This is a genomic window from Bosea sp. AS-1, from assembly GCF_002220095.1.
Classification (GTDB): domain Bacteria; phylum Pseudomonadota; class Alphaproteobacteria; order Rhizobiales; family Beijerinckiaceae; genus Allobosea.
Window position 1 is genome coordinate 153,868 of sequence record NZ_CP022372.1, and the last position, 20,470, is coordinate 174,337.

At 67.5% G+C, this 20,470-nt stretch carries 19 protein-coding genes; 1 reads left to right on the plus strand and 18 read right to left on the minus strand.

What is annotated here, in order from left to right; translation table 11 throughout:
- Window positions 1–110: 110 nt before the first annotated feature.
- From infB to rimP, 4 genes are read right to left on the minus strand one after another with little or no spacing between them, the layout of a single operon-like run.
- Window positions 111–2,960 (minus strand): translation initiation factor IF-2, encoded by a 2,850-nt coding sequence (gene infB / locus CE453_RS02380; protein ID WP_089173136.1) that lies wholly within the window; start codon window positions 2,958–2,960, stop codon window positions 111–113.
- On the minus strand, window positions 2,957–3,649 hold the full coding sequence (locus CE453_RS02385; RefSeq protein WP_089173137.1) for an RNA-binding protein: 693 nt from the start codon (window positions 3,647–3,649) through the stop codon (window positions 2,957–2,959). Before CE453_RS02385 ends, infB begins: the two co-directional genes overlap by 4 nt.
- Before the next feature lie 14 nt (window positions 3,650–3,663).
- Window positions 3,664–5,256: a transcription termination factor NusA gene (nusA, locus tag CE453_RS02390; protein ID WP_089173138.1), complete on the minus strand. Its 1,593-nt coding sequence runs from the start codon at window positions 5,254–5,256 to the stop codon at window positions 3,664–3,666.
- Between the two features lie 5 nt (window positions 5,257–5,261).
- Window positions 5,262–5,945: a ribosome maturation factor RimP gene (gene rimP, locus CE453_RS02395; RefSeq protein WP_089177650.1), complete on the minus strand. Its 684-nt coding sequence runs from the start codon at window positions 5,943–5,945 to the stop codon at window positions 5,262–5,264.
- Window positions 5,946–6,201: 256 nt separating this feature from the next.
- On the opposite strand from rimP, the gene CE453_RS02400 reads away from it, so the two are divergent.
- The gene (locus CE453_RS02400) at window positions 6,202–7,290 is read left to right on the plus strand and encodes a DUF2336 domain-containing protein (protein WP_089173139.1); all 1,089 of its coding nucleotides are present in this window, start codon (window positions 6,202–6,204) and stop codon (window positions 7,288–7,290) included.
- Here the strand turns inward: CE453_RS02400 and trmB are convergent.
- From trmB to trpS, 14 genes are all read right to left on the minus strand, one after another.
- The gene (gene trmB, locus CE453_RS02405) at window positions 7,265–7,960 is read right to left on the minus strand and encodes a tRNA (guanine(46)-N(7))-methyltransferase TrmB (RefSeq protein WP_089173140.1); all 696 of its coding nucleotides are present in this window, start codon (window positions 7,958–7,960) and stop codon (window positions 7,265–7,267) included. The two genes, CE453_RS02400 and trmB, sit on opposite strands and share 26 nt — an antisense overlap.
- A gap of 118 nt (window positions 7,961–8,078) precedes the next feature.
- Window positions 8,079–9,284, minus strand: a complete 1,206-nt coding sequence (metK, locus tag CE453_RS02410; RefSeq protein WP_089173141.1) for a methionine adenosyltransferase — start codon at window positions 9,282–9,284, stop codon at window positions 8,079–8,081.
- Window positions 9,285–9,445: 161 nt separating this feature from the next.
- A complete protein-coding gene (locus CE453_RS02415) occupies window positions 9,446–9,859 on the minus strand; it encodes a helix-turn-helix domain-containing protein (protein ID WP_198302240.1) in 414 nt (137 codons plus the stop codon).
- Between the two features lie 125 nt (window positions 9,860–9,984).
- Window positions 9,985–11,577 carry an apolipoprotein N-acyltransferase gene (gene lnt / locus CE453_RS02420; RefSeq protein WP_089173142.1) on the minus strand — a complete coding sequence of 531 codons (1,593 nt, stop codon included), beginning with the start codon at window positions 11,575–11,577 and terminating at the stop codon, window positions 9,985–9,987.
- Window positions 11,577–12,560, minus strand: a complete 984-nt coding sequence (locus tag CE453_RS02425; RefSeq protein WP_089173143.1) for a hemolysin family protein — start codon at window positions 12,558–12,560, stop codon at window positions 11,577–11,579. The genes lnt and CE453_RS02425 overlap by 1 nt, the downstream gene beginning before the upstream one ends.
- Complete coding sequence (ybeY, locus tag CE453_RS02430) at window positions 12,557–13,141, minus strand: rRNA maturation RNase YbeY (RefSeq protein ID WP_248307917.1); 585 nt, start codon at window positions 13,139–13,141, stop codon at window positions 12,557–12,559. Before ybeY ends, CE453_RS02425 begins: the two co-directional genes overlap by 4 nt.
- A complete protein-coding gene (locus CE453_RS02435) occupies window positions 13,138–14,292 on the minus strand; it encodes a PhoH family protein (RefSeq protein ID WP_089177653.1) in 1,155 nt (384 codons plus the stop codon). The genes ybeY and CE453_RS02435 overlap by 4 nt, the downstream gene beginning before the upstream one ends.
- Window positions 14,293–14,448: 156 nt before the next feature.
- Window positions 14,449–15,819, minus strand: a complete 1,371-nt coding sequence (miaB, locus tag CE453_RS02440) for a tRNA (N6-isopentenyl adenosine(37)-C2)-methylthiotransferase MiaB (RefSeq protein ID WP_089177654.1) — start codon at window positions 15,817–15,819, stop codon at window positions 14,449–14,451.
- Window positions 15,820–15,927: 108 nt separating this feature from the next.
- Window positions 15,928–16,728, minus strand: coding sequence for a lysophospholipid acyltransferase family protein (locus CE453_RS02445; RefSeq protein ID WP_089173144.1), 801 nt, complete (start codon window positions 16,726–16,728; stop codon window positions 15,928–15,930).
- A gap of 123 nt (window positions 16,729–16,851) precedes the next feature.
- Entirely contained in the window at window positions 16,852–17,349 is a 498-nt protein-coding gene (locus CE453_RS02450) for a GNAT family N-acetyltransferase (RefSeq protein WP_089173145.1), read from the minus strand.
- A 53-nt stretch (window positions 17,350–17,402) separates the two neighbouring features.
- Window positions 17,403–18,086, minus strand: a complete 684-nt coding sequence (tsaB, locus tag CE453_RS02455) for a tRNA (adenosine(37)-N6)-threonylcarbamoyltransferase complex dimerization subunit type 1 TsaB (protein ID WP_089173146.1) — start codon at window positions 18,084–18,086, stop codon at window positions 17,403–17,405.
- Between the two features lie 42 nt (window positions 18,087–18,128).
- Entirely contained in the window at window positions 18,129–18,689 is a 561-nt protein-coding gene (locus CE453_RS02460; protein WP_089173147.1) for a NifU family protein, read from the minus strand.
- Window positions 18,690–18,781: 92 nt separating this feature from the next.
- Window positions 18,782–19,276 carry a universal stress protein gene (locus CE453_RS02465; RefSeq protein ID WP_089173148.1) on the minus strand — a complete coding sequence of 165 codons (495 nt, stop codon included), beginning with the start codon at window positions 19,274–19,276 and terminating at the stop codon, window positions 18,782–18,784.
- A 106-nt stretch (window positions 19,277–19,382) separates the two neighbouring features.
- Window positions 19,383–20,429 (minus strand): tryptophan--tRNA ligase, encoded by a 1,047-nt coding sequence (trpS, locus tag CE453_RS02470; protein ID WP_089173149.1) that lies wholly within the window; start codon window positions 20,427–20,429, stop codon window positions 19,383–19,385.
- Between the last annotated feature and the right edge of the window lie 41 nt (window positions 20,430–20,470).

Sequence of the window (20,470 nt, forward strand, 5' to 3'; positions counted from 1 at the left end):
TCGGGACGAGCCCTCCCATCTCTTCAACGACGAGGCGCCGGACGCGCTCTTCTTGTGACGAGATGGCCGGGCGGACCCGGCCATGACGTGCTGGTTCAGGAAGCGCAGCCTCAGAGGCTGCGCTTGATCTCCTCGACGCGATAGCACTCGATCACGTCGCCGACGCGCATGTCCTGATAGCTCTCGAAGGCCATGCCGCAATCCTGGCCGGCCACGACTTCCTTGACGTCGTCCTTGAAGCGCTTGAGCTGCGAGAGCTTGCCTTCGTGGACCACGACGTTGTCGCGGATGAGCCGGACATGGGCGCCACGTTCGATGGTGCCGTCGGAGACGCGGCAGCCGGCGACCTTGCCGACCTTCGAAACGTTGAAGATCTCGAGGATGTCGGCATTGCCGAGCATGGTCTCGCGCAGGGTCGGCGCCAGCAGGCCCGACATCGCGTCCTTCACATCATCCATGAGGTTGTAGATGATGTTGTAGTAGCGGATCTCGACGCCGGCCCGCTCCGCCGCCTCGCGCGCTTCCTTGTGCGCACGGACGTTGAAGCCGACCACGACCGCGCCCGAAGCCTGGGCGAGGGTGATGTCCGACTCGGTGATGGCGCCAACGCCCGAGGAGAGCACGCGGGCGCGCACCTCGTCATTGCCGACCTTCTCGAGCGCACCGACGATGGCTTCGACCGAGCCCTGCACGTCGCCCTTGACGACGAGCGGGAACTCCTTGCGGCCGGCGCCTTCCTTGAGCTCGCGCATCATCTCGGCGAGCGAACGGCCGGCGCCCGAAGCCGCACCGCGAGCGGCGAGGCGATCGCGGCGCTGACGCTCACGGTAATCGGTGATCTCGCGGGCGCGGGCCTCCGACTCGACCACAGCGACGCGGTCGCCGGCCTCGGGCGTGCCGTTGAAGCCGAGAACCTCGACCGGCATGGAGGGCGGAGCCTCCTTCACCTGCGCGCCGGTATCGGCGATGAGCGCACGGACACGGCCCCATTCGGCGCCCGCCACGACGATGTCGCCGGTGCGCAGCGTGCCGCGCTGGACGAGAACGGTCGCGACCGGGCCGCGACCCCGATCGAGCTTGGCCTCGATGACCGTGCCTTCGGCCGCGCGATGCGGGTTGGCCTTGAGGTCGAGCAGCTCGGCCTGCAGCGAGATCGCCTCGAGCAGCTTGTCGAGGTTGTGGCCGGTCTTGGCGGAGACCTCGACCTCGAGCGTCTCACCGCCCAGGGTTTCGACCTGGATCTCGTACTGGAGCAGCTCGGCGCGGACGCGGTCGGGATTGGCGTCGGCCTTGTCGACCTTGTTGATCGCGACGATCAGCGGAACACCGGCCGCCTTGGCGTGATTGATAGCCTCGGCCGTCTGCGGCATGACGCCGTCATCGGCCGCCACCACCAGCACGACGATATCCGTCACCTTGGCGCCGCGGGCGCGCATCGCCGTGAAGGCGGCGTGGCCGGGCGTGTCGATGAAGGTCACTTTCGAGCCCAGCGGCGTCGTCACCTGATAGGCGCCGATATGCTGGGTGATGCCGCCGGCCTCGCCGGTAACGACCTTGGTCTTGCGGATCGCGTCGAGCAGCGAGGTCTTGCCGTGGTCGACATGGCCCATGATGGTCACGACCGACGGGCGCGGCTCCAGGGTCTCGTCGGTGTCCGGCGTGTCGAACAGGCCTTCCTCGACGTCGGATTCGGCGACACGCTTGACGGTATGGCCCATTTCCTCGGCGATGAGCTGGGCGGTGTCGGCATCGATCACGTCGGTGATCTTGTGCATCGCGCCCTGCTTCATCAGCAGGCGGATGACGTCGACGCCGCGCTCTGTCATGCGGTTCGCGAGTTCTTGGATGGTGATCGTCTCGGGGATGATCACCTCGCGCATCACGCGCTCTTTCTGCACGTCGGAAGCCCGGTGGCCGGTCATGCGCTGCACGCGCCGGCGGAACGAGGCGACCGAGCGCGTGCGCTCGTCGTCACCACCGGTGGCGGTCGCGAGCGTCAGGCGGCCGCGCGGCCGGTCATTGGTGCTCTTGGGCGTCTTCGGCGCGGCCGGAGCCGGTCCGCGACCGGCGCCAGCACCGACACCGGCGCGGCGGAAGGCCGCCCGGACATCGACATCACCATCCGAACGGTTGCGCGGCGCGCCGGAGGACGGCGGCGCCTGGCGGGTCGGACGGGCGACGGCCGGTTCGGCCGGAGCCGAGGAATCGATGCGCGGCGGACGCGGCGAATCGGAGCGCGGCGGACGCGAATCAAGCCGCGGCGGGCGCGAGCCGACATCGCGACCTCCCGGAGCGCGCGAAGTGAACTCACGCGGACCCGAGGGAGCCGGGCGGCCATAATACTGCGTCGGCTGCGGCGCCGGAGCCTGCTGGGCGGGCGGCGGGGCGGATTCGCGCGGTTGTGCCGGCGGCGGGGGCGCAGCCGGGCGGGCAGCCTGCTCTTCGCGCTGACGCAAAGCGCTCTCGGCGCGACGCTTCTGGTCGTCCTCCTGGCGGCGACGCTCCTCCTCCTGGCGCTGGCGAGCCGCGGCGGCCTCACGCTCCTGGCGCTCGCGCTCGGCGGCCTGGGCACGCTGGCGGGCGTCCTCCTCCGCGGCGCGGCGCGCCTCGGCTTCGGAGCTGCGGGCTTCGGCGAGCGCGCGCTGGCGGGCATCCTTCTCCTCGTCGGAGAGGGTGCGCAGCAGCATGCTGCCGGCCGGGCGCTGCGGAGCAGCGGGCTGAGCCGGGGCGGCGGGCCGGGGAGCGGGCTGCTGGGCGGGTGCCTGCGGCGCACGCGGCGCGACGGGCTCCTTGACCTCATGCCCAGGGACGCGGCGCTTGACCTCCACGACCACCTGCTTCGAGCGCCCATGCGAGAAGCTCTGGCGAACAGTGCTCTGCTCGACAGGCCGCTTCAGCGACAGGGTCTTGGGCGGGTTGACGGTGAGAGTCTTGTCGCCCGGGGTCTTGGTATCGGTCATTCCGCGTTCGGTCCTGCCGGTTCGGTCGTAACTTCGGGTTCGTTCTGGTCGGATGCGGCGGTATCGTCCGTCCGGTAACGGACGAGCCGACGCCAGCGGGAGAGTACACCCTCGGCCGCCGGTCCCGGAGCAAGCGCGGCATGTATCACATGTGCCCGCCCCAACGCCAATTCCAAATCCGCCGCCGTGAAAATCGCGACAACGGGCATATCACGGGCCTTGAGACCCTCGCTCTCGCGCGCCGCCTCGGCCCGCCGGATAGCCTGGCCGATCTTGCGCTTGCCATCCTCGGCCCCGTCACTCGCCGCGATCACGGCGCGGCAGCGCCCGGTTTCGATCAGCGCCTCGACCTTGGCGAAGCCGGCAGTGACCAGCCCCGCCTTGTTCGCCATCGACAGCGCCTGCTGCGCATCGCGCAGCATCAGCGCGTCGATCATCTCCGGAAGGTCCGGCTGAACCGCGACCTTCGTCTTAAGCGAACGCTCGAACGCCTTGCGTCGGATCGCCTCGACCACTGCCTTGCGGCTGAGACTCGCCCAGACGCCCCGTCCCGGCAATTTGCACCGGAGATCGGGCACCAGCCTTCCGTCAGGCCCGGCGACGAAACGGATCAGATCGTCGGGCGCCTTCACCGCGCGGGTGACGACGCAACTGCGTTCCGGTCCATCCTTCCGCGCCGCGGCCTTCATCGCGGGCGCTCCGCTCAGGCTTCAGCCGCCTCGCCGGCCTCGGCTTCAGGCTCCTCGGCAGGCGCTTCGATCCAACCCGCATGGATGCGAGCCGACATGATCAGGGCCTCGGCATCCTGACGCGACAGATCGAAACCGTCGAGATAACCGGCGTGCCGGACGGCTTCGCCATCCTTGCGCTCGGTCCAGCCGACCAGATCGTCGGTGGCGCAACCCGCGAGATCCTCGACGGTCTTCACGTCGTTCTCGCCGAGCGCGACCATCATGGAAGTGGTGACGCCCTCGACCTCGCGCAAGGCGTCCTCGACGCCGAGCGCACGACGCTTCTCGTCAAGCTCGGCCTCGATGGCGGCGAGGTGCTCCTGCGCCCGATTCTGGATCTCCGCTGCCGTGTCTTCGTCGAAGCCCTCGATCGAGGCCAGCTCGGCGAGGTCGACATAGGCGACCTCCTCGACATTGCGGAAGCCTTCCGAGGCCAGGAGCTGGCCGACCGTCTCGTCGACGTTCAGCGCGTTCATGAACAGCTCGGTACGCTGCAGGAACTCCTTCTGGCGACGCTCGGATTCCTCCTGCTCGGTGAGGATGTCGATGTCCCAGCCGGTGAGCTGCGAAGCGAGGCGCACGTTCTGGCCGCGACGGCCGATCGCGAGCGAGAGCTGCTCGTCAGGCACCACGACCTCGATCTTGTCGGCCTCCTCGTCGAGCACGACCTTGGCGACTTCCGCCGGCTGCAGGGCGTTGACGACGAAGGTCGCGACGTCCGGCGACCACGGGATGATGTCGATCTTCTCGCCCTGAAGCTCGCCGACCACGGCCTGCACGCGCGAGCCGCGCATGCCGACGCAGGCACCGACCGGGTCGATCGAGGAATCGCGCGAGATCACGGCGATCTTGGCGCGCGAGCCGGGGTCGCGGGCGACGGCCTTCACCTCGACGATGCCGTCGTAAATCTCGGGCACTTCCTGGCCGAAGAGCTTGGCCATGAACTGCGGATGAGTGCGCGACAGGAAGATCTGCGGGCCACGCGGCTCGCGGCGCACGTCGTAGACATAGGCGCGAGCCCGGTCGCCGACCTTGAAGGTCTCGCGCGGGATCATCTCGTCGCGACGGATGATCGCCTCGCCACGACCGAGATCGACGAAGACATTGCCGTATTCGACGCGCTTGACCGCGCCGTTGACGATCTCGCCGATGCGATCCTTGTACTCGTCGTACTGACGGTCGCGCTCGGCCTCGCGCACCTTCTGGACGATGACCTGCTTGGCCGACTGGGCGGCGATGCGACCGAAATCGAAGGGCGGCAGCGGATCGGCGATGACATCCCCGACCTGCGCAGCCGGATTATGGCGCTTGGCCTCGTCGACGGTGATCTCGATCGCCGGGTTCTCGACCGTCTCGACGACCTGGAGATGGCGCGCCAGGCGCAGCTCACCGGTCTTGGTGTTGATCTCGGCATGGACATCGGTCTCGGCGCCGTAGCGCGAGCGGGCGGCGCGGGCGATGGCGTCTTCCATCGCGTCGAGCACGATCTGCCGGTCGATCGATTTCTCGCGGGCGACGGCATCCGCGATCTGCAGCCATTCGAGCCTGTTAGCGGCGACGACCATGGCGCTCACTCCTCTTCCGTGTCTGTTTCGCGCGGAGCCGGTCCGCTCTTCTTGCCCGGGCGCGGCCCCAGCGATTTTCCACGGCCCTTCTTCGGGCTCGCGATCTCGTCGGCCGCCGGCATCTCGGGCGGCAGGCCCGATTTGCCGCGGCGCAGCGACTCGGTGACCAGCGCATCGGTCAACACAAGGCGCGCCTCTGTGATCAGCGCCATCGGAATCGCGACATCGCGCTCTTCGTCGCTCTTCGCGTCGTCGCGCGCCAGCAGCGCATCCTTCCCGGCGACGCCACGCAGGATGCCGCGGAAACGCTTGCGACCGGCGACAGGCTCGCTCGTCTCGATCTTGGCGAGATGCCCGGCCCAGCGCTCAAAATCACTCGCGCGCACCAGCGGGCGATCGATCCCCGGAGACGATACTTCCAGATGATAGGCTGCCTGGATCGGATCGTCGACATCGAGCACCGGCGAAACCGCCTGGCTGATCTCCTCGCAGCCCTCGACGGTCATCGAACCGTCCGGCTGTTCGGCCATGATCTGCACGGTGCAGCCGTTCTGGCCGGTGACGCGCACGCGCACCAACCGGTAGCCGAGATCAGCGATCGCCGGCTCGACGATCGCCGCCACGCGTGCGGCAACGCCGCTTTCCACGACGATACGCGCTTCGGTCGCTTCGCTTGTCGGTTCGTTCATCGGAGGATTCGCGGCCCGGACCGTCCCTGTGCCTCCGGGATCGCGGCCAATAAAAAAGAGCGGGCCGGCAGGCCCGCTCTTGATCATCGGCCGTAACCGATACCAGAGCTGTTGGGCGCTATGTAGTCCGCTCCGCGCCAAGATGCAAGCACAGCCGCAAGCCGGCGCCCGGCAACGGGAATTTTGCCAATCCCGCTAACCCGTTGGTCATCCTTGCCTGCCACCCTCGCGCCGAAACGCTGTGCGAGGACACGGGATGAGAGCGGTCGCGACACTGCTGCGGGACCTGGAATCGACAATGCTGCGCGGCTCCGGCACCGAGCGCGCCGGCATTCTCGCCCAGCTCACCGATCTGTTCCTCGCCACGGCCGTCGACATGGGCGAAGAGCAGGTCGGTATCTTCGACGTCGTGATCGGGCGGCTGTCGCGGGCGATCGAGCTGCGCGCCCGTGTCGAGCTGGCGGAGCGGCTGGCGCCGGTCCCGAACGCGCCGAACGGCGTCGTCCACCAGCTCGCCCTCGACGAGATCGCCGTCGCGCGCCCGGTCCTCATCCATTCGCCCCGGCTGAGCGACCAGGACCTCGTGGCGATCTCGGCCGCCAAGGGCCGCGACCATATGCTCGCCATCACCGAGCGGCCGAATCTCGGCGAGCCGGTCACCGATTTCCTGATCCTGCGCGGCGGCCGCGTCGTGACGCATGCCGTCGCGGCCAACCAGACGGCGCGCTTCTCGCGGCACGGCATGGGCGTGCTGGTGATGCGGGCCGTACAGGACGACGCGCTGCAGGCGACGCTCGGCCTGCGCCGCGACATCCCCGCCGAACTCTCCGAGCAATTGATGCGGGCTGCCAAGAGCGCCGCCCGCAGACGCCTCACCGAAAGCCTCGCGCCAGCCTTGACCGGAGAGATCGACGACGCCGTCGAACGCGGCGCCGAAGCCCTCACCGCAGCAGGCCAGATGCCGGGCGAGCTCGGTCCGATCAGCGCAGCGCTCGCGGAAATCCGCGAGCTCAACGAAGCCGGGAAGCTCAACGAGGCAAAGGTGCGAGCCCTGGCCGAAGAGAGCCGGACCGAACACGCGATCTGCGCGCTCGCCGTACTGGCGCAGCTCAGCCTGCCGGCGGCCGAGCAGATCGTCCTCGGCGCCGATCGCGAGGCCGTGCTGCTCGTCGGGCGCGGGCTCGGCTGGTCCTGGGAGACCACGGCGGCGCTGATCGCGCTGCGCAAGGACTACGGCAAGTCGGAAGCCGCCATCGAGCGAGCCCGCGACAGCTTCCGCAACCTCGCCCAGAACACGGCCCAGCGCGTGCTCGGCTTCCTCAGGATGCGCGACGCAAGGCCGTGAGATAGCTGGAGATCCGGCCTTCCCGGACCGCCTTCGCCTCGTAGCGGGTCCGGATCCAGCCCGGATAGGGCGTACGCCAATCGCTCGGCCGCTCGTCGGTCCAATCGAAGTCCGGCGAAGCCAGCAGCCGCGACAGAGTCCAGCCGACATAATCGTCGATATCGCTGGCGAAGCGGAAGCGCCCGCCGGGCCTGAGCGCGCGGGCAAAGAGACCGAGCGTCCGCTCCGAGACGAAGCGGCGCTTGCGCTGCCGGCGCTTCGGCCAGGGATCAGGGTAAAGCAGGTCGATGGCATCGAGGCTGCCCGCGGCGAGGCGCGGCAACAGCAGCGCCGCATCGCCATCCCAGACGCGGATATTGGTCAGCCCCTCGCGCTCGGCTACGGCCAGGAACTTGGCCATGCCGTTGATGAAGGGCTCGACGCCGATGAAGCCGATCTGCGGGCTCTCGCGCATTCGCATCAAGAGATGTTCGCCGCCGCCGAAGCCGATCTCCAACCGGACCGCCTCAACAGGCTGCGGGAACAACGCTTCGAGATCGGCGATCTCACCTTCCGGCAGGCGCAGGCGCGGCAGCGTGTGCTCGATCAGATGGCTCTGTCCGTCGCGCAGGGCCTTGCCCTTGCGCCGGCCGAAGAAGGCCCGTTCGTCTTGATCGACGTCGTTCGTCATGTCGGATCGGTCTTTCGGCCTGATCTTGCTGCGTGACGGGGCGGTTACGCCGCCACGGTCCAAAAGGAAAGGCCGGAGCGAGCGCCCCGGCCTTTCCGATTCACCCGATGGGCAGGGTTCAGGCGACAGCCTTCTTCAAGGCGTCGACCAGGTCGGTCTTCTCCCAGGAGAAGGAGCCGTCCCGGCCGGCCTTGCGACCGAAATGGCCGTAAGCGGCAGTCTTGGCGTAGATCGGCTTGTTGAGCCCGAGATGGTTGCGGATGCCGTTCGGCGAGAGATCGACGATCTTGCCGAGCGCCGCCTCCAGCTTCGCCTCGTCGACCTTGCCGGTGCCGTGCAGGTCGACATAGATCGACAGCGGCTTGGCGACGCCGATGGCATAGGAGAGCTGGATCGTGGCGCGATCGGCAAGCTTGGCCGCGACGATGTTCTTGGCGAGATAGCGCGCCGCATAGGCGGCCGAACGGTCGACCTTGGTCGGGTCCTTGCCCGAGAAGGCGCCGCCGCCATGCGGAGCTGCGCCGCCATAGGTGTCGACGATGATCTTGCGGCCGGTCAGGCCGGCGTCGCCGTCCGGGCCGCCGATGACGAACTTGCCGGTCGGGTTGATGTGCCAGACCGTGTCCTTCGAGATCCAGCCATCCGGCAGCGCCTGGCGGATATAGGGCTCGACAATCTTGCGGACATCCTCGGAGCTCAGCTTCTCATCGAGATGCTGGGTCGAGAGCACGATCTGGGTCACGCCGACGGGCTTGCCGTCCTCGTACTTGACCGTGACCTGGCTCTTGGCGTCGGGACCGAGCTTGGCGGCATCGCCCTCGCCCTTCTTGCGAGCGAGCGCCAGCGTCTCGAGGATCTTGTGGGCATAATAGATCGGGGCGGGCAGCAGCTCCGGGGTCTCACGGCTGGCATAGCCGAACATGATGCCCTGGTCGCCGGCGCCGACATCCTTGTTGCCGGCCTCGTCGACGCCCTGGGCGATATCCGCCGACTGCGGGTGCAGCAGCACGTCGATCTTGGCCTTCTTCCAGTGGAAGCCGTCCTGCTCGTAGCCGATGTTGCGGATCGCCTTGCGAGCGACCGACTTCACCTTCGACTTGATCTGCTTCTCGTCGAGATGGGTGCGGACCTCGCCGGCGATGACGACGCGGTTGGTCGTCGCCAGCGTCTCGGCCGCTACACGGACCTTGGCGGGTTCGTAGCCGGCCTTGACCGCTTCCTTGAAGAACAGGTCGACGATCTCGTCGGAGATCCGGTCACAGACCTTGTCGGGGTGGCCTTCCGAGACAGATTCGCTGGTGAACAGGTAATTCTGGCGTGACACGGTCGCGGCTTCCCTTGAATCTGGCCTCGATGAGGACGGCAGGCGCGGTTGCGCCAGTTTGAAAAACGCTCCGTCATTGCAGCCGGACGCGTTCGCCGTCAAGCGCAATAATCCGTTTATCGGGAAGATCGTTCGCCAAGTCGAACAAATCGACGGCGAAACTACGCCTTTTCGGCGGTTTCGCTTGCGATGGCCTCGACGAGATCGATAATGCGGCGGCGGACGCGGCTATCCTTGATGCGCGTGAAGGCCTTGGTCAGCTGAACGCCTTCGCTGGTCGACAGGAAGTCGGAGATATAGGTCGTCGCAGCCGCATCGGAAAAGCCGCCGGCAGGCACGTCACCGGTCGGCGCGCCATCAAAGAAGAAGGCGACCGGCACATCGAGCATCTTGGCGATCTGCTGCAGGCGGCTCGCGCTGATGCGGTTCGAGCCCTTCTCGTATTTCTGGACCTGCTGAAACGTCAGCCCCAGCGCTTCACCCAGCTTTTCCTGGCTGATCCCGGCCAGCATGCGGCGCATGCGGACGCGACTGCCGACATGGCGGTCGATCGGATTGGGTACCTTCTTGATCATGATTCACCTGCTCAAACGTCAGTATCATGACCAGGAGCCGCCATCCTGGTCCGGCGCGGAGGTCGTGATGTATTACAAGGAAGCGGGCCGGTCCACTCTCCTGCCCGAAAGTTCCTGAAACAGGCTCAAGCCGCTCGGATCCGGGCCAGAGCGAGGAACATCAGCAGAAGCCCGGCGAAGGCCAAATCCCCGAGCCGCGCATAAGGGGTTTCAGGTCCGGAACGCGGCAACCCGACATCGAGCACACCTTCGGCCCCCAGCGGCAGGCTCGCGACGACGCGGCCATAGGCGTCGACCACGCCGGAGATGCCGGTGTTGGCGACACGAACCAGAGGCAGGCCCTCCTCGATGCTGCGTAGCCGCGCCTGCGCGAAATGCTGGTAGGGGCCGCTGGTCTGGCCGAACCAGCCATCATTGGTGACGTTCAGGAAGAAGGCCGGGCGCGGCCCGCGCGGCACGACCGCGCCGGGAAAGACGGCCTCGTAGCAGATCAGAGGCGCCGCGTTCGGCAGCCCCTTGATCGCCAGCGGCAGATGGGTGTTGCCCGAAGAGAAACCGCCCGGGATCGAGACGAATTGCGACAGGCCGACGGCACGAATCAGCGTGCCAAGGATCGGCGGCAGATATTCGCCGAAGGGCACGAGATGGACCTTGTCGTAGCTCGCGACGATGGTGCCCTCGTCATTCACGACCTGAATGGAATTGTAGATCGGCGGCCGGCTTTCTCCGGGCAGGACCTCGCCAGCCCGCGCCGCGCCAGTGATCAGGGTCACGTCCGGCGGCAGGGCCGCCGCAATGCGCGACAGCGCCTGCGGCGTGCGTCCGAGCAGGAAGGGGAAAGCCGATTCGGGCCAGATCACATGGGTAACGGCCTGCAGCCCCGGCGTCTCGGGGCTCGTCGCGCGATCGCTCAGTTCCAGGTAATGCTCTAGGATCGCCGCGCCGTTGTTGCCGTTGAACTTGGCATTCTGCGGCAGGTTGGGCTGCATCAGCCGCAGCTTCACGCCGGCAACGAGCGGCGCAGGACCGGCCGGCACGCGCCAGAAGCCATAGGCGAAGAAGCCAGCGAGCGCCGCGAGCGCCAGCAAGGATGGAAGCCACCGGCCGGACGATGTGGTGGCGGTTCCCAGCGCCGCTGGAGCGGCGCCGATGGCGACGGCGAAGAGGGTCAGCCCATAGAGCCCGAAGAGCGATGCCACCTGCTCGAGATGGACCTCTCCGGTCAGCATCATACCGTAGGCGTTCCAGGGAAAGCCGGTCAGGACATGGCCACGCAACCATTCGCTAATCCCGAGCATCGCCGCCAGGACGAGGATACGACCGGCGCCCTTCGGCCAGAACAGCCGCGCCGCGCCAAAGGCAAAAGCCGGGAAGACCGCGAGGAAGGCCGGCAGAGCGACGACGCCGAGCGGCATCGCCCAGGCGAATTTATCGGCCTCGACGAGGAAGGCCGCTCCCAGCCACCACAGGCCGGCGACGAAGAAACCGAAGCCCCACCACCAGCCGACCATGAAAGCGGACCGGAAGCGCTGCCAGCGCGTCGCCCCGACCGCACCGTCCATCAGCCAGATCGCGAAGCTCATCGGCAGGACGACCAATGGCCAGAGATCGAGCGGCGGCAAGGCAAGCGCGCCACTGGCACCGGCGGCGAAGGCGATCAGACGCCGGCGCCATCCCCAGGCCAGGATGACGGCCTCCGCAACCGTAGTGATGCGCATCAGCCCGGCTCCATCGCCGCTTCTTCGGGCGCCGTCTGGTCGCGGCGGCGGATGGTGAGGCGCTTCACGCGGCGCTGGTCGGAATCGAGTACCTCGAAAGACAGCCCCTCGGGGCCGTCGATCACCTCGCCCCGCGCCGGCACCCGGCCGGCAAGCGTCACGATCAGCCCCCCAAGCGTATCGATGTCGTCGGCAACCTCGTTGCCGGAGAGATCGACCCCGGTCGCTTCCTTGAGCTCATCGAGGGTGGCGCGCGCATCGGCCGCGAAGCAGCCTTCCCCCGTCTGGGTGATCGGTGCTTCCTCCTTGTCGTGCTCGTCCTCGATGTCGCCGACAACGATCTCGATCAGATCCTCGATCGAGACGAGCCCGTCCGTGCCGCCGTATTCGTCGATGACCAGGGCGATGTGGGTGCGGGTCGCCTGCATGCGGACGAGCAGGTCGACCGCCGGCATGGAGGGCGGGACATAAAGGACAGGCCGCAGCAGCTTCGTCTCCGAGAGCTGCGTGGAAAGGTCGACCACCGCCAGATCATGCGTGGCAGTTTCCGATTCAGCGGCAGCGGCCTCGCTCTCGGGATGTGCCTTCTCTGCGATGTATTCGAGGAAATCGCGGATGTGGACCATGCCGCGCGGGTCATCGAGCGAATCGTCGAAGACGGGCAGGCGCGAATGGCCGGCCGTGCGGAAATGAGCAAGAAGCTCGTCGAGCGTCGCATCGGCCGGAACGGCGACGATGTCCGCCCGCGGAATCATGACGTCGCCGACGCGGCGCTCGCGCAGGCTCAGCACATTGGTGAGCATGGCGCGCTCCTGCGCCGAAAGATCGGCGAGCTCGCCATTCTCCTCTGCCAGTGCCTCGACGATTTCCTCGCGGGCCGTACCGCCGCCGCGCAGGCCGAGCCGATCGAGGAACTGGCCAAGCCAGTGTCCGAGGCCGCGGCCGTTGGTTTCGTTCTGTGACTGTCGACTGTCGTCGCTCATGATCGTGAAGGTTCTGCAGAAACGAATGCCGTCTCGGTGACGAGTTCGGCATCGGCGTAAGGGTCGGCTATGCCGAGACGGGCGAGCGCCGCGACCTCGAGCGCTTCCATGCGGCGCGCCTCGGCCTCGGTCTCATGATCCTCGCCGAGCAAGTGAAGGAGCCCGTGAACGACGAGGTGACGGAAATGGTCGGGAAAGCTCTTGCCCTCGGCCTGCGCCTCCCGCTCCACCGTCTCGAAGGCGACGACGATGTCCCCGAGCAGCGGGCTCGCCGCGATGCGCTCCGGCGGCGCAGCCGGGAAGGAGAGCACGTTCGTCGCCTTGTCGAAGCCGCGCCAGTCGCGGTTGACGATGCGAATGCGCCGATCGTCGGTCAGAAGCAGGCTGAGCTCGGCGCCATCGAGAGGCTGGCGCGGCGCAACGGCTAGGCCAGCTGTGATCGCCTCGCCAGCGATGGCGCGCAGCATCGCGAGATTGCCCAGCTCGCGCCAGCGGCGCGACTGGGCGCGGATATCGAGAGCCAGATTCGGGGTGGTCTTCGCGGGCGGCGCCGAACGCCGCGCGCGAGGTCGATCCTTCATCGCGGCCGCTCCCGCGCCAACATCCGCTTCAGCCCTTCGCTGTCGCCCTCGCGATGCGCCTCAGGCGCCGCGCCGGGATTGCGCATCGCCTCCTCGCGCTCATCGCGCTCGCGGCGTGCGGCCGTCTCATAAGCCATGACGATGCGGCGCACCAGATCATGGCGGACGACGTCGCCCTCCTCGAAGCGGGCATAGCCGATACCCTCGACGTCCTTGAGCAGCTTCACCGCCTCGACGAGGCCCGAGCGCTGGCCCGGCGGCAGGTCAATCTGCGACGGATCGCCGGTGATGATCATGCGCGAACCCTCGCCCAGGCGGGTGAGGAACATCTTCATCTGCATCGAGGTGGCGTTCTGGGCCTCGTCGAGCAGCACGACCGCATTGGTCAGGGTGCGGCCGCGCATGAAGGCGAGCGGCGCGATCTCGATCATGCCGGTCTGCAGGCCGCGCTCGACATGGCGCGCCTCCATGAAGTCGTTGAGGGCGTCGTAGATCGGCCTGAGATAGGGATCGACCTTCTCGCGCATGTCACCGGGCAGGAAGCCGAGCCGTTCGCCGGCTTCGACGGCCGGGCGCGACAGGATCATGCGCTCGACCACGCCCTGCTCGATCAGCGAGACGGCATGCCCGACCGCGAGCCAGGTCTTGCCGGTGCCGGCCGGGCCTTCGGCGAGAACGAGCTCATGGCGCTTGAGTTGGCGCAGATAGGCGTCCTGCGCCGCGTTGCGGGCTCTGACCGGTCCCCGTTTTCTCGTAACGATCGCGTCGAAGGCGGTCTTGCTCGTGTCGGCCGTCGGGAAGAGCGAGCGCTGGACGTTGCTTTCCTCGATCGCGCCGTCGACATCGCCGAGCGTCACCGCCGCGCCCGCCTTGGCGCGGGCATAGAGCGTCTTCAGCACACGGCTGGCCTGCTCGGCAGTCTCGCGCGGGCCCTTCACCGTGACATGATTGCCGTTGGGATTGACGACGACGCCGAGCCGCCGCTCGAGATGAGCGAGGTTCTGATCGTACTGTCCGAAGACCAGGCTGGCGAGGCGATTATCTTCGAAGGTCAGCGTCACCTCGGTAGCGGGCAGGCCCTCGCGAGCGAGGGTCTCGCCGCGCGTCTGCGCGACCTCGCGCCGCGGGCTCCGGTCGGGTTTCGGCGTCATCGAATCAGCCTGTGCCAAATGCGTCATCTCCCTGACGGGGGTTCCGGCCGGGCAGGAACGACCGGCCAGGTCGTCTCACAGCATAACCGAACGCAACAATCTCAGCCTGATGACAGGGCGTCCTCAACACGCAGATGGGGACGGGGCAGGGCGCGCTCAAGCGGCCATTTCCTTTCGCGAACCATCCTCGGCCCCGAGCTTGCGGCCGAAGAGCGAATTGGTGCTCTTTTGCTCGATCACCACCCGCACGATATCGCCGATCTGATTCGTGTCGCTGTCGATCTGCACAGCCTGCAGATAGGGCGACTTGCCCGCAAGCTGCCCCGGATGGCGACCAGCCCGTTCCAGCAGGACATCCACAGTCCGGCCGAGCATCGCCGCGTTGAAGGCCTGGCGGTGATGCTCGATCCGCTCCTGCAGGCGATAGAGCCGCTCGTCCATGAGCTCACGCGGGATCTGGTCGCCGAGATCGGCCGCAGGGGTGCCGGGGCGCGGCGAATATTTGAAGGAATAGCTCGAGGCGAAGCCGATCTCGTCGACGAGGCGGATCGTGTCCTCGAAATCGGCATCGGTCTCGCCGGGAAAGCCGACGATGAAGTCCGAGGATAGGGCGATGTCGGGCCGGGCTTCGCGGATACGCTCGACCAGCCGGCGATACTCGTCGCCGGTATGCTTGCGGTTCATCGCAGCGAGGATGCGGTCCGAGCCCGCCTGCACCGGCAGATGCAGGAACGGCATGACCTGCGGCAGATCGCGATGGGCGGCGATGAGGTCGTCGTCCATGTCTCTGGGATGGCTCGTGGTATAGCGGATGCGGGCAATGCCCGGCACCTCGGCAACCTTGTGCATCAGCCGCGCCAGCCCCCAGACGGCACCGTCCGGCCCTTCGCCGTGATAGGCGTTGACGTTCTGGCCGATCAGCGTGACGTCGCGCACGCCGGCCTCGGCCAATCGCTCGACCTCGGCCACGACCTGTGCGACCGGCCGGGAGAATTCGGCACCGCGGGTATAAGGCACGACGCAGAAGGCGCAGAACTTGTCGCAGCCTTCCTGAACCGTGACGAAGGCCGAGACGCCGCGCGCGCGGATGACCTGCGGCTTCGGGGCCGGCAGGAAGCCGAATTTGTCCTCGATCGGCAGGTCGGTATCGACGACGCGCTTGCCCGCCGCCTCGGCCAGCAGCTCCGGCAGGCGATGATAGGCCTGCGGACCGACGACGAGGTCGACCGCGGGCTGGCGGCGCTGGATCTCGCCACCCTCGGCCTGCGCGACGCAGCCGGCGACGACGATCCTGGTTTCCTGGCCCTCGGCCTTCTGGGCGGTCTTGATGTCGCGCAGCTTGCCGAGCTCGGTATAGACCTTCTGCACGGCACGGTCGCGGATATGGCAGGTGTTGAGCAGGATCAGATCCGCGCCTTCCGGCGTCGCCGTCTCCTCATAGCCCTGCTCGCCCAAGATGTCGGCCATGCGCTGTCCGTCATAGACGTTCATCTGGCAGCCGAAGGACTTGATGTGGACTTTCTTCATCGTCGCGGTCGGGATCTCCAAACCGTCTCCTTACTCCGGTTCGCGCAGCTTGGAAACGGCCGGCCTGCCGCAAAGGGAGGAAAGCAAGCGCCGTGCCGGCCGGCTCTCTCAGACGGCTGGACGGCCGGTCACAGCTTCCTGGCGGGCCGTGCGCACCATTGCCTCGGCGCGCCGCGTCGCTTCCTTGCGCGATGTCGCCCGGCCCATCGCGATCGGCGTGCCCCAGACCAGCTCGACATCGACCGCACCGCAGTCCAGCACGTATTTCAGATGCGGCGCGAGCTCGGTATCGCCATACCAGGCGAGGGCGGCGCGCTCGAGGCGTCCGCCGGGCAGGCCCTGCAAGCCGGTATAGGTGATGGTCAGCGGGTAGACGGTGACGTCGGATTCGGTGTCGCCGATCGCCTGATGCGCGGCGCCCAGCAGCGAAGAGCGGAAGGGCAGGATGCGCGTTCCGTCTCCCGTGGTGCCCTCCGCGAAGAGGACAACGTCCTCTCCCGCCGCGATGCGCGCGCCCATCGCGGCCGCAACACCGGCCGTGGCGCCGCGGCGCTGGCGGTCGATGTAGACGGTGCGCTGCAGGCTGGCCAGGAAACCGATGACCGGCCAGCCCGCCACCTCGCTCTTGGCGACGAAGGACAGCTCGCGCTCGGCGCCGAGAACGCAGATATCGAGCCAGGAAACGTGGTTGGCGACGATCAGCGCGCCAGTCCCGGGCGGCGGCGGCGTGCCCCTGACGCGCCGCCGCACGCCCAGGCAGAAGCAGGCCAGCCGATGGAAGCGCAGCGGCAGGGTGCCGGCCCGCGCAGGCAGGACGCGCCGGGTAACGAGTTGCAGCAGGACCAAAACAAGCGTGCCGGACCCAAGCAGCAGGAGGCGGCACAGGGCGCCGGCGGATAATCCGTTCATGCGTGAGCGGGTCCGGTCATCGGCGGCGTGTGGTCCTGCTGCGAGTGGCCTTTGTTGCACCGTCCGAAAATCGTGCCTTCGTGCCGGTGCGCCGCGCTGTCATCGCCCGATTGCCGGCAGATGTCACGCAAGATCGAGCCGCATTGCGATGGCGGTCGCCCGCGTGCCGTCAGGCTTGGGATAATAGCCCTTGCGGCGGCCGACCTCGCGGAAGCCGAAATGGCGATAGAGCCGCTCGGCCGGCTCGTTGCCTTCCTCGACCTCGAGGAAGACCTGGGCGATCCCCTCGCCGGCCAGATGAGCGAGATGAGCGGCCAGCAGAGACCGGCCGAGACCGTCGCGGCGACGCGCCGGAGCGACGACGATGCTGAGGATTTCGGCTTCGTCCGCCGCCTTGCGCGAGATCACGAAACCTTCGGGGCTGCGGCCTCGGCCGCTGAACACCCCATCCGTCACGACGCCGGCATCGGCGATCAGCGCGGCGCATTCCGCCGGCTCCCAGCCGCGGGCAAAGCCGCCCTGGTGATGCAGGGCCGCGACCTGTCGCGCATGGGCGGCATCGAGACGCGCCGTCCGCGCGGGGGCCGAATCAGGGTGAAGGAGCCTGCGCAACCAATCCATACCGCTTGTTCGCACGAGCTACCGCAAGGTCAACCACCGTTTGGAGGATGACGTCATCGACGCGGCAGCCTCGCCTTGTCCTGCGGGGTCGTTTCCGGCGCCTTGAGGTAAAGCGGTCGCGGCGGGGCGGCATCCGGATCGGCGATCATACCGAGCCGCGCTACCCAGGCGATATCCGGCGCCTTGGCATTATCGACAACCACCGCGTCGAGACCGATCGCCCAGGCTTCGTTCGCCACCGCCAGCGCCGAGGAACCCACCAGGCTGACCGGCCCGGCACCGATGGCGCGCGCCGCATCGCGATAACTGACCTGCCTCAGCGAAACGAGCGGCTTGCCTTCGGCGCTCAGCGCCTGGAACCAGACCTGGCCGTGCTTGGCGTCGAGCGCCGCGGCGATCACACGGCCGGATTCGCGGCCGATCAGCGGCGCGGCGCTCGACGCCACCGTCGTGACGCCGACGGCTGGGATGCCGGCTGCGAAGGCGATCGCGCGTGCGGCGCTGACGCCGACGCGCAGGCCGGTATAGCTACCCGGCCCGACGGTGACGGCGACGCGATCAAGCGAGGAGAACCCGCCCTCGACCGCATCCATCACCCGCTCGATCAGCGGCATCAGCGCCTCGGCATGGCCGCGATCCATGGCGAGCTGTTCGCGGGCGAGGGGCTCGGCCTCGCCGGCTTCGAGCACACAGGCCGAGCAGGCACCGAGCGCGGTGTCGATCGCGAGAATGCGCATCGGAGCAGGCTCAACCTTCCATTTCTTGCGGGAAACCGACGCCTAAACCGCCTCGACGCCCTGCACTTCCGGCAGGAAGTGATGCAGCAGGTTCTGGATGCCGTGCTTCAGCGTCGCTGTCGAGGAGGGGCAGCCCGAGCAGGCGCCCTTCATGACGAGATAGACCGTACCATCGCGATAGCCACGGAAGGTGATGTCGCCACCGTCGCCGGCCACGGCCGGACGGATGCGGGTTTCCAGCAGGTCCTTGATCGTCTCGACGGTCTGGCTGTCCTCCGGTGCGAAGAACTCGCCCTCCTCGATCGCGTCCGTGGCCGAGCCCTCCGACAGGACCGGCGCGCCCGACATGAAATGCTCCATGATCGCGCCGAGAATCGCGGGCTTGAGATGCGGCCATTCACCGTCCGACTTGGTGACGGTGATGAAATCGGAGCCGAGGAACACGCCGGAGACGCCGGAGACGCCGAACAGGCGCTGCGCCAGCGGCGAGCGCTCGGCCTCGGCGGGGTCGCGCATGTCGAGGGTGCCGCTGCCCATGACGATGCGTCCGGGGAGAAACTTCAAGGTCGCCGGATTCGGCGTCGCTTCGGTCTGAATAAACATGGATACCTCCAGTACCGGCGGTTCAAGGTCGCCGTTCCTGGCTTCGATATAGGCCGACGGATGGAATCATTCCAGCCGGAAGGAATGGCGGGTCACGCCAGCGCATCGATCTCCTCGTCCTCCAGATGGCCGGGGACGATGGCGACGGGGATCGGGAAATTCGCGGAGGACTTGCCGGCGAGCGCGCTGACGAGCGGACCCGGCCCTTCGCGGCCGGTGCCGGCGGCCAGGACGAGAAGCGAGATGTCCTCGTCCTCCTCGATCAGCTTCACCAGCTCGTCGGCCTTGTTGCCGGTGCGCACCACCTTCTCGGGCTCGAGGCCGGCGAGCGCGCGAATAACGGACGCGGCCGCATCGAGACGCTTCTCGGCCTGCTCCTCCGCCTCCGCTCGCATCACCTCGCCGACGCCGAGCCAGTTTTCGTGCTCGGGCGGCGTGGCGACACCGAGCAGCACGATGGCCGCGCCGACACGGGCGCAGCGACGCGCCGCAAAGCGCAGCGCCTTGGCGCACTCCTCGCTGTCATCGACCACCGCGAGAAATTTCGGGCGATGGCCCGTCTCGTAGGACCGCCGTCGTTTGACCATGGATCAAGCCTGCCGCCGCTTCAGGAAGCGGCATGGTGGCCTGCGCCGGCAGCCCGGCGCAAGCCCCTCGCCCGAAACCGGGCCTTCCGCATTTCCGCTCCGCGCCTCAGCTGCGGACGAAACCGACGATATCCTTGACCTCGCGCATGATCGGCGCCGCGATGGTGTCGGCACGGGCCGCACCGGCGCCGAGAATGGCGTCGATATGCTTCGGATCGGCGAGCAGCCGGCGCATGTCCTCGGCGATGGGCGCGAGCTTCTCGACCGCAAGATCGACCAGCGCCGATTTGAAGCCGGAGAACTGGCCGCCGCCGAACTCCTTCAGCACAGCTGCCTTCGCCATCCCCGAGAGACCAGCGTAGATGCCGACGAGATTCTCAGCCTCGGGGCGACCTTCCAGCCCCTTCTCCTCCGAGGGAAGGGCCTCGGGATCGGTCTTGGCCTTGCGGATCTTCTGGGCGATGGCGTCGGCATCGTCGGTCAGGTTGATGCGCGAATAGTCGGAAGCGTCCGATTTCGACATCTTCTTGGTGCCGTCGCGCAGGCTCATGACACGCTGCGCCGGGCCCATGATCATCGGCTCGGGCAGCGGGAAGAAGCCGAGCTCGCCCGTCCCCAGGCCGAGCTCGGCGATCTGCGGCGCGAAGTCGTTGTTGAACTTCTGGGCGATGTCGCGGGTGAGTTCCAGATGCTGTTTCTGGTCCTCGCCGACCGGCACATGCGTCGCCTTGTAGAGCAGGATGTCGGCGGCCATCAGACTCGGATAGGCGTAGAGCCCGAGCGAAGCGTTCTCGCGGTCCTTGCCGGCCTTCTCCTTGAACTGGGTCATCCGGTTCATCCAGCCCAGCCGCGCGATGCAGTTGCAGATCCAGGCAAGCTCGGCATGGCCCGAGACCTGGCTCTGGTTGAAGATGATGCTCTTCTGCGGGTCGATGCCAGCCGCGATATAGGCAGCGGTCACCTCGCGGATGGCCCGCTTGAGGTCCGCAGGGTCCTGCCACATCGTGATCGCGTGCATATCGACGACGCAAAACACGCATTCATGCGTCTTCTGCATCGCGACCCAGTTGGTCAGCGCGCCGAGATAGTTGCCGAGATGCAGCGTCGAGGTCGGCTGCATGCCTGAGAATACGCGCTGGTGAAAACCCGACATGGGGCACTCCGTCGTCACGATGGAGGGAGGAAGGGGCGCTT